Source organism: Synechococcus sp. R6-7, from assembly GCF_047461695.1.
In the GTDB taxonomy this organism is placed as follows: domain Bacteria; phylum Cyanobacteriota; class Cyanobacteriia; order Thermostichales; family Thermostichaceae; genus Thermostichus.
The window spans coordinates 1-8,812 of record NZ_JANSHS010000456.1; the positions used below are offsets into that span (position 1 = coordinate 1).

The 8,812-nt window shown below is 56.9% G+C and carries 5 protein-coding genes, 1 tRNA gene and 1 pseudogene; 5 read left to right on the plus strand and 2 right to left on the minus strand.

All coding sequences use genetic code 11. The features are described from left to right. Positions 1-186: 186 nt before the first annotated feature. Both NW815_RS12595 and NW815_RS12600 read left to right on the plus strand, forming a co-directional pair. Complete coding sequence (locus tag NW815_RS12595; RefSeq protein WP_148202683.1) at positions 187-1,251, plus strand: spermidine/putrescine ABC transporter substrate-binding protein; 1,065 nt, start codon at positions 187-189, stop codon at positions 1,249-1,251. Between the two features lie 62 nt (positions 1,252-1,313). Continuing rightward, complete coding sequence (locus NW815_RS12600) at positions 1,314-1,484, plus strand: chlorophyll a/b-binding protein (RefSeq protein WP_414331192.1); 171 nt, start codon at positions 1,314-1,316, stop codon at positions 1,482-1,484. A gap of 175 nt (positions 1,485-1,659) precedes the next feature. On the opposite strand, the gene NW815_RS12605 is transcribed toward NW815_RS12600, so the two are convergent. After that, complete coding sequence (locus tag NW815_RS12605) at positions 1,660-6,240, minus strand: GAF domain-containing protein (protein ID WP_414388825.1); 4,581 nt, start codon at positions 6,238-6,240, stop codon at positions 1,660-1,662. A gap of 451 nt (positions 6,241-6,691) precedes the next feature. Between NW815_RS12605 and NW815_RS12610 the strand changes: the two genes are divergently transcribed. Further along, a complete protein-coding gene (locus tag NW815_RS12610; protein WP_414388824.1) occupies positions 6,692-7,069 on the plus strand; it encodes a hypothetical protein in 378 nt (125 codons plus the stop codon). Between the two features lie 42 nt (positions 7,070-7,111). Here the strand turns inward: NW815_RS12610 and NW815_RS12615 are convergent. Continuing rightward, a tRNA-Leu gene (locus tag NW815_RS12615) sits at positions 7,112-7,194 on the minus strand. Positions 7,195-7,306: 112 nt separating this feature from the next. Here NW815_RS12615 and tgt point away from each other — a divergent pair. Both tgt and NW815_RS12625 read left to right on the plus strand, forming a co-directional pair. After that, the gene (gene tgt, locus NW815_RS12620; protein ID WP_414388827.1) at positions 7,307-8,416 is read left to right on the plus strand and encodes a tRNA guanosine(34) transglycosylase Tgt; all 1,110 of its coding nucleotides are present in this window, start codon (positions 7,307-7,309) and stop codon (positions 8,414-8,416) included. Between the two features lie 120 nt (positions 8,417-8,536). After that, positions 8,537-8,812: pseudogene (locus NW815_RS12625) on the plus strand (hypothetical protein); the annotation flags it as partial.

Genomic DNA, 8,812 nt, shown 5'->3' on the forward strand with positions numbered 1-8,812 from the left:
GATCGCTCGCGGAGGCGTTGATACCGTTTGGGTGTTGTCTTGGAAACAAGGGTGAGTACCCAAGCCTCAACCGGAGTTTGCGGGGCTTGGCGATTGCCCAAGGCGTGCCCCCTAGCCGCGGGTGTAGCCGGCTGGGGGATGAAAGCAGATACGATGTTTTCAACTTTTCACAGTCGGAGAAATCTCATGAAAAAGTGGATTGCCTCGGCTACAACCCTACTCTGCTGTGTGCTTGTCCTGGTTTTGTTTTGGCCCCACGTTACCTCTGCCCAGAGGCAGACCCTCAACCTCTACATCTGGTCAGAATACATCGATCCCGACATCCTCACCGCCTTTGAAAAAGCCACCAATAGCCGCGTGCTGGTCAGCGTGTACGAATCCAACGAAGACATGGTGGCCAAACTGCGGGGGGGAGGCACCAGCCAGTACGACATTGTTGTTCCCACCGACTACATTGTGCCCAACATGTTGGAGCTGGGACTGCTGCAGCCTCTCAACAAAGAATTGATCCCCAACCTAAGCAACCTGGGCGAAAAATTTGTCGGCCTGCCCTTTGATCCAGAAAACACCTACACCGCCGCCTATCAGTGGGGCACCACCGGCATTGGCTACCGCAAAGACCGCCTGCCCGAAAACTTTGAACGCTCTTGGGGATTGATTTTCGACCCGCAGCAGCAGTATGGCCCCTTTGTGATGATCGATGAGATGCGATCCATGATCGGTGCCGCTGCCGTTTACCTGGGCTTCGATATGAATACCACCGTTCGCTCCGAACTGCAGCAGATCCAGCAGCTTTTGATCGACACCAAGCGCCGCAGTGCCGGCCTAATTGGGGGCGTGGGGGGCAAAAACCAACTGGTTTCTGGAACGGCCAATGTAGCCATCGTCTACAGCGGCGATGCCCTGCAAGCTGCCGAAGAAAACCCCAACATCGGCTATTTTGTCCCCCGCGAGGGTGCCCACATTTGGCTGGATGTAATGGCCATTCCCGCCCAGGCCCCCAACCCCGAGCTGGCCAATCGCTTCATCAATTTCATCCTGGATGCTGAAGTCGGCGCTCAACTGAGCAACCACAACCGCTTCGCCACCCCCAACGCTGCAGCTCTGCCCATGATCAACCCAGAAGATCGGCAAAACCCGGCCATCTACCCTGACGAAGAGGCCCTTGCCAAACTCACCTACCTTAAAGTGCTGTCAGGGGAAGAGCTGCGCCTCATCGACGCCCTCTGGACAACCGTGAAAAGCAGCTAGGGATCCCTTGTTAGCTCTCGACATAAAACTTGACACTTTTTAATATCTGAGCCACATTAAAGATGTCACCCGTTGATGGAGCTAAAACCATGGAGAACCAAGAAGCTAAGTTCGGCTTCACTACCTTCGCCGAAAAGTGGAATGGCCGTTTGGCAATGCTGGGCTTTGTGATTGGCGTTGCGACCGAGTTGCTGACCGGCCAAGGGATCCTCTCTCAAATTGGTCTGATGTAATCCCAGTAGACCCAAGACACTGCTGTAGATCTTTGCTGTAGATCTTTACAGGCCTGGCTGCGGCCAGGCTTTTGCATCGCTTCCGAATGCAACAGGCATGAAAATTTCTGCTGCATTGCTTCCTAACTCCCCGGGAGAGGGGGTGGCCGCGGAAGCGGCGCCGAGCCTTTGGAATCTATCCTTCCAGATCTCGCAAGTACTGGCGGATATCAGCCAAGATGCGTTCTAGGTCTTCTGGGGCCTGCAGAGCCCGTGCCCATTCATGATCACCTTGGGATCCCTGCTGGGCCAGCGCTACCCCCAAGTGCTCCAGCTCGCGGACCACTTGGCAAAAAGCATTAGCTCCCACGTTGGAGCTGGCTCCTTTGAGGCGATGGGCGATCCGCCGCATTCCTTCTGCATTGCAACCGGCAATAGCTTGGCGTAATTGCGGCAGCTGGTCTTCACAATCTTGGATGAACACCTGCAGCAGCTCCCGCTGAAACCCGCGATCCCCGCCGGAAACCTGATCCAGATAGGCAGAGTCGATGGGATAGGGCAAGGTGGGAGAAGAGGGATCCCTGTCCCTACCGGGGGAGCTTGGAGAAGCTGCTTCAGAAGCGGATCCATTGGAGGATCCTGCTGCAGACTGGGCAATCACCTGGCTCCAGTGGTTGAGCACCCTTTCCAAATCTTCCTTCAGCACCGGCTTGCTGAGATAGTCGTCCATACCTGCCTGCAAGCAGCGCTCCCGATCCTCCTGCATGGCGTTGGCCGTGATGGCAATCACCACTGTGCGGTGGCCGGATCTCCGTTCCTGTTGGCGTAGGCGGCGGGTGGCCTCGTAGCCATCCATCACCGGCATCTGACAATCCATAAGAATGAGGTCGTAGCTGACCTTCTGCAGGAGATCCAACACCTCCTGACCATTGGCCACCACATCGGCCTTGTAGCCCAAACTCTCGAGCTGGCGCAAAGCCACCTTTTGGTTGACGGGGTTATCCTCTGCCAGCAAAATGCGCAGGGACTGCTGGGGTCGGTCGGCCATAGGCGTCGTCTGAGAGAGAGGGGGGCCAATGCCCAAAAGAGAGGTGGAGAGGCCAGAAGATTTCCCCAGGGCCATGACCAGCGCTTCCTGCAGACGGCTTTGTTTTACCGGCTTAACCAAGTAGGCGGCAAAGCCGATTTCGGCAGCGCGGCGGGAGTGCTCCCCCAGTCCCAGGGAGGTCATCATCACCAGTTGCGTCTCGGCCAGTTGCGGATCTGCCTTGATCCAGCGGCCCAAGGTTTCCCCATCCACCTCCGGCATTTGCATATCCAAAACGACCAGGGGGAAGTGTCTGCCCTCGCGAACGGCTTGGCGCAGTTTGTCCATAGCCTGATAGGCATTTTCGGCCTCTTCCACCACCATTCCCCAAGCCGTGGCCTGGCAGCGCAGGATCTTGCGATTGGTGGCATTGTCGTCCACCACCAACAGCCGCTTGCCCTGCAAATCCACCGGGACACGAGCAGAAGGCTGGGAAAGCTGCTGGACGTAGGGCTGCCGCTCCAGAGTCAGCTCGACGCTGAAGGTGCTGCCCTGTCCCTCCTGGCTTTGCAGCGAGATGGTTCCCTCCATCAGTTCTGTCAGTTGTTTGCAGATGGCCAAGCCCAGTCCCGTACCTCCGTATTTGCGGGTAGTAGAGGCATCCACCTGGCTAAACGGTTGAAACAGCTTGCTCTGCGCCGCCGCCGGGATCCCGATTCCGGTATCTCTCACCGAGAGCTTGAGGTGGGCATGGGTAGCGGTTTCTTGCAGCACCTCTGCTTGGATCACCACCTCTCCTCGGTGGGTGAACTTAATGGCGTTGCTTACCAAATTGTTGAGGATTTGCCGTAGTCGCGAGGCATCTCCCCGCAGGTAGCGCGGCACTTCCGGTGGCATGAGCACCGCCAGCTCCAATCCCTTGGCGTGGGCAGTGGGGGCAAACAGATCCGCCACCTCTTCCAGACACGAGCGGAGATCGAAATCCAGGATCTCCAGCTCCATTTCCCCGGCCTCCAATTTGGAGAAGTCCAGGATGTCGTTGATGAGGGTGAGCAGGGCATCGCCGCTGACGCGGATGGTCTCTACAAAGTCCCGCTGTTCTGCATTGAGGGGGGTCTCCAGCAGCAGGCCCGTCATCCCCAACACCGCGTTCATGGGGGTGCGGATCTCGTGGCTCATGGTGGCTAAGAAGCTGCTCTTGGCCTGGGCAGCCTGCTCTGCTGCTTTGCGGGCCTGCTCCAGCTCCAGGCTGCGCTTTCTCTCCCGTTCCAAAAGGGCTGCCTGGGTGAGGGCAATGCCAATTTGGTTGGCCAACTGCGACAGCAGCTCCATCTCAAACGGCTGCCACTGACGCGGGCCAGAGCACTGGTGGGCCAGCAACAACCCCCACAACTGCTGCTCCAAAAACAGCGGCACCACCAAGTTGGCCCTGACCTGCATTTTTTGCAGCAGCTCTAGGTAACAAGGCTCCAGTCCTTCACTTTCCACATCGCTAACAACGCGAACGCGGCCCTGGCTGTAGAGCTGGGCGTACTTTTCCTGAAAACAGGGATCCTCGATCACCTCTCCCAGCAAGGAGGGGATCCCCGGCTGAGTTTTCTCGTTGGAGATGATCCCAGAACCATCCGGCTGGAAGCGGTAGACCAAGACTCGGTCGGCTTTGAGCAGGGCTTGGATTTCTGTTACCGCCGTCTCTAGGATCTCGGCGATATCCAAAGATTCGCGGATCTTCAAGCTGAGATTGGCTAGCAACTGAGCCCGGCGGTTTTGCCGCTCCAATTCTTCTGCCGCTTTCTTCTGCTCGGTAATGTTGCGGAAGATGCCCCGCGTAGCCACCATCACTCCATCTTCAAAGCGGCAGTTGACATTGCCCTCCACCCAAACGGTTTCACCGCTGGCCGTGAGGAAAGCTGTCTCTACCCTCTCCAGTTTCTCCCCTGCTAGAAGCTTCTGGAAAAGAGCCTGGCAGTGCTCCCGGCAGTCGGGATGGAGAATGTCGAAGAGGGTCATCTGATAGACCTGAGCTTCGTCGTAGCCCAAGGTCTCCTTCCAAGCGCGGTTGACATACAAAAAGTGCCCTTCGGCATCCACGCTTTGGATGAGGTCAGTGGCATTTTCAAAGAGATCCCGGTAGCGCTCTTCACTTTCTTTTAGGGCTAGCTCCGCCAGCCTACGGTCGGTGATGTCGATGCCGGTGCCCATGACAAACTCCACCTCGCCGGCAGCGTTGATTAGGGCGGTGTTAGACCAAGAAATAAGCCGCAGTGCCCCTTGCTTGGTGTGCCAAAAGTTCTCATGGCGATTCAAAAAGAGGGAATAGTTGCCCTTGAGCTGTTCAAAAGCTTGCTTTACACTGGGCACGTCCTCCGGTGGGATCAAACCTAAGTCCCATAGCAGCCGGCCCTTGACCTCTGCCAGCGAGTAGCCAGAAAGCTGCTCGGCAGCGCGGTTGAAGCGCAAAATGTGTCCCTCAGGATCCAGAACCACCACCAGCGCCCCTGCTGTATCGATAACTGCGTTGGTAAAGTCCCGCTCTTGCCTAAGGGCTCGCTCTGCCTCTTCCCGCTCGGCAGTCTCCCGGCGAATGAGGGAGTAAACAGCAGCCAAGATGCAGTAGGTAAACGTTAGACCCGCTAGCAGGATGACATTGGTGCGGCTCCAGGCTAGCTGAAACTGATCGCTACTTTGCTGCAGCCGGCGGTGATCTTCCTCTTCTAGCGACGCTACCACGTCGACAATCCGCTGCCTCAATTTTTCCTCTTCCTGACTTTGCAGCGCTTCTTGAACCGCAGATAGCTCCCCTTGCTTCCTCAGCTCAATCAAATCATGGTTGAGTTTCAGCCACGGCGCCAGCAGCAGCTCTAGCCGGCTCAGGTGCTCTTGCTGCACGGGATCCAAGGCCGCAAATTCCTGTAGCCGATCCAGAAGAGCAAACAGCGAATCGGTGCTTGTCTGATAGCTCCGTAAGAAGCTCGCATTGCCTGTAAGGAGATAGCTGCGCTTGTGGACTTCTGCGGCCTGCACTTCTCTTAGCAGCTTCTCTAGAACCTCGTGCTCTTCTAGAAGCTGGGTTACCTCCCTGTTGATCTGGGGCAGACGGGAAGCAGCGCGGTGGGCGGAGTAGGCGATCCCTGCCAAGATCAGGGCAGCCAGGCCAAAACCAGCGCCAACCTTGAAAAGAAATCCGCTCTTACGGGCAGACTTGTCCTCCTTTGACCTTTGGGCCGGCAGCAGGGGGGTCTTGGCCAGCTCCCTCAAGGTACGGCGCAGCTCCAGTTGGGCCACCACCTGATGGGCCAGGGCCTTGAGCTGCTCCAATTGCTCCGGGCTAAGCTGCCGAGGCTGATAATCGACAACGCAAAGCGTGCCCAGGGCCTGCCCTTCTGGAGTTACCAAGGGAATGCCAGCGTAAAAGCGAATGTGGGGCTCTTGAGCGACAAACGGGTTATCGGCAAAGCGGGGATCCTGAGTGGCATCGGGCACCACCAGCGGCTCTTTAGGCGACAAGATGGCGTGGGCGCAGAAGGCCACATCCCGGGGAGTCTCCTGCACATCGACGCCGAATTTGGCTTTAAACCACTGGCGGTGTTCGTCGACAAGGCTGACCAGAGCAATGGGCGTGCCGCAGATGTAGGCGGCAAGGCGGACGATCTCGTCAAAGGCAGTTTCAGGTGCCGTATCGAGAATCTGATACTGCCGCAGGGCAGCCAGCCGCTGCTCTTCGTTGGGAGGGAGGGGGGCCTTAGGCATAGGTCAAACTAAGCGGAGAGAAAGGGATCCCGATCCACCGATCTCGGAGGTCGATAGTCTCAAGGTAAAAGAGGTAACCCCAGCATAACTTCCAAGCCTCTCCACCGGAAGCTACAGGGATCCGATCCCCAAGCCCGCTTCCTGCTGGATGAGCTGTCTGCATTCTCGCCCTGCTCAGCAGCTCCGTCAGACGAGGCAAAATTACAGGCCCAGACCTGACCTATCCAGATCCGCTGTAGGCAGAAGAGAAAAAAGCTGGTCGGATCTCAGTCTCGACATTCGTACTGGTGTCAAAGCCAGGGAAGATTGATACAATAAACTCCAATCTATGGTGTTAGTTAAGATGACCAGGCTATTTCCTATCGTTCGTATGGGAACTTCAGGTTGAAACTTTTTAACAAAGGGCCTAGCATGATACCACAAGCTCGGCAAAAGGAGAATAGCTTTAGCTATGCAAAAGCTCCAAGATAGCCTGGTAAAGGCCTTGAGCATTGATGGTGCCTTGGGGGTAGCACTGGGGGATTGGAAAACCGGGATGTGCCTGGGATACAAGGGTACCAACAGCCCTGCCTTTCCCGAAGCTAATCTAGAGCTGGCTGTTGCCGGAAACACAGAGGTGATCCGCGCTAAGATGCGAGTTGCGGAGTCCCTTGGATTCACTGACAGAATTGAAGAGATACTTATCATTCTGGAGACTCAGTACCACCTGATGTATCTACTCAGGAATATACCTGGCTTGTTTTTCTATCTGGCCCTGGATCGAGAGAAAGGAAACCTGGCCCTTGCCCGTATTAAGCTGGCTCAAATTGAAAAGGAGCTGACTCTGTAAGAGGAAGTAGAGGTGAAGCCAGAGATCTTAGCTGTACTTAGATGCGGAACCGGGGACTTGAACCCCGATGGCATTGCTGCCACTAGAACCTGAATCTAGCGCGTCTACCATTCCGCCAGTTCCGCGGCGATCTACAAGTGTGCCCAAAGCAGGGGATCCCTGTCAAGGCTGGCAAAAGGGATCCCTTGCCGGCGGCTCTATCTGTGCTAAGCTCTGCTGCGCACAAGATTAAAGCCGATAACGCTGACCTTGGCCGACTTTACCTTCACCTGCGAGGGCACCTGCCCCCATACCCAAGCGCGGGCGGGATACTTCGTCACCCCCCACGGTGGGATCCCTACTCCTTGTTTTATGCCGGTGGGAACTTTGGCCAACGTGAAAACCCTCACCCCGGCCCAGCTCAAGGAAACGGGCGCCCATATTATTCTCAGCAACACCTATCACCTGCACCTACAGCCCGGCGAGGACATCATTCAAGCAGCAGGGGGGCTGCACCGCTTTATGGGCTGGTCGGGCCCCATCCTTACCGACTCAGGGGGCTTCCAGGTCTTCAGCCTCAGCGCCGTTCGCCAAATCAACGAGGAGGGAGTGACGTTCCGCTCTCCTCTCGATGGCCGCATCATTCACTTCACCCCAGAGCTATCCATCCAGATTCAAAATGCCTTGGGTGCCGATGTGATCATGGCCTTCGACGAGTGCCCGCCCTACCCTGCCAGCCCTGAGGAAGTGGAAGCAGCGGTGCGGCGAACCACCCAGTGGCTGAAACGGTGCGTGAAAGCCCATCGTCGCTCAGATCAGGCTTTGTTTGGCATTGTGCAGGGGGGAGTTTACCCTGAGCTGCGCCGACAAGCAGCGGAGGCAGTCTGTCGGCTGGATCTGCCGGGCTATGCCATCGGCGGGGTAAGTGTGGGAGAGCCGGTGCAGCTCATGCACGCGGTGGTGCGCCAGACCGCTCCCCTTTTGCCCGCAGATCGCCCCCGTTATCTCATGGGGGTGGGCACCTATGCAGAGATGCGGGCCGCCGTGGCCGCCGGAGTGGATTTGTTTGACTGCGTGATCCCCACCCGCTATGCCCGCCATGGCACGGTGATCAGCCGGGGCAAACGCTGGAACATCAAAAATGCCGAGCACCGCCGCAGCCTGGATCCCATCGATCCCGACTGTCCCTGCTACACCTGCCGCCACTTCAGCCGAGCCTACTTGTGCCACCTCATCCGCGCGCAAGAGATCCTGGGCTACACTCTGCTTTCTATCCACAACATCACTGAGCTAGTGCGCTACATGCAGAAAATGCGCCAGGCCATCTTGGAAGGCAAGTTTCACGAGAACTGGGATCCCTGGAGCTAAGCCGGCCGGGAGATTTGTCTGGAAGCATCTGATCCATTTTGGTAGAATAAGTACATGGGATAGTACGTGCATGTACGTGCATTTAAGCTATCCCATGTAGCCGCAGGAAGGAGTCAGATCATGGCTATCCGAACCCTCAGCAGCGTGATTGAACAGCACATCGCCGGCCTTCCGGGCGTGGTTGCTGTTTTGATAGGGCGGGCCACTGATGGTACCACAGTAGCCAAAGTAACCTACGTCAGCGATTCCCAAGAGGAGCAGGCCCTAGAACTTTTGGGCACCTATGCCAGCGACCTAGTCCAGGCCAACAGTCGTCTATGCCAGCTTGTCAGCTCTGACCAAGAGGCGGACTACCTTTTGGCCGGCACTTCGGCGTTGCGGGTTGTCATCAAAGCG

Bases quoted from the DNA above. Each gene is read 5' to 3' on its own strand.
- NW815_RS12595 (WP_148202683.1), top strand. From the start codon at position 187: ATGAAAAAGTGGATTGCCTCGGCTACAACCCTACTCTGCTGTGTGCTT.
- NW815_RS12600 (WP_414331192.1), top strand. From the start codon at position 1,314: ATGTCACCCGTTGATGGAGCTAAAACCATGGAGAACCAAGAAGCTAAG.
- NW815_RS12605 (WP_414388825.1), bottom strand. From the start codon at position 6,240: ATGCCTAAGGCCCCCCTCCCTCCCAACGAAGAGCAGCGGCTGGCTGCC.
- NW815_RS12610 (WP_414388824.1), top strand. From the start codon at position 6,692: ATGCAAAAGCTCCAAGATAGCCTGGTAAAGGCCTTGAGCATTGATGGT.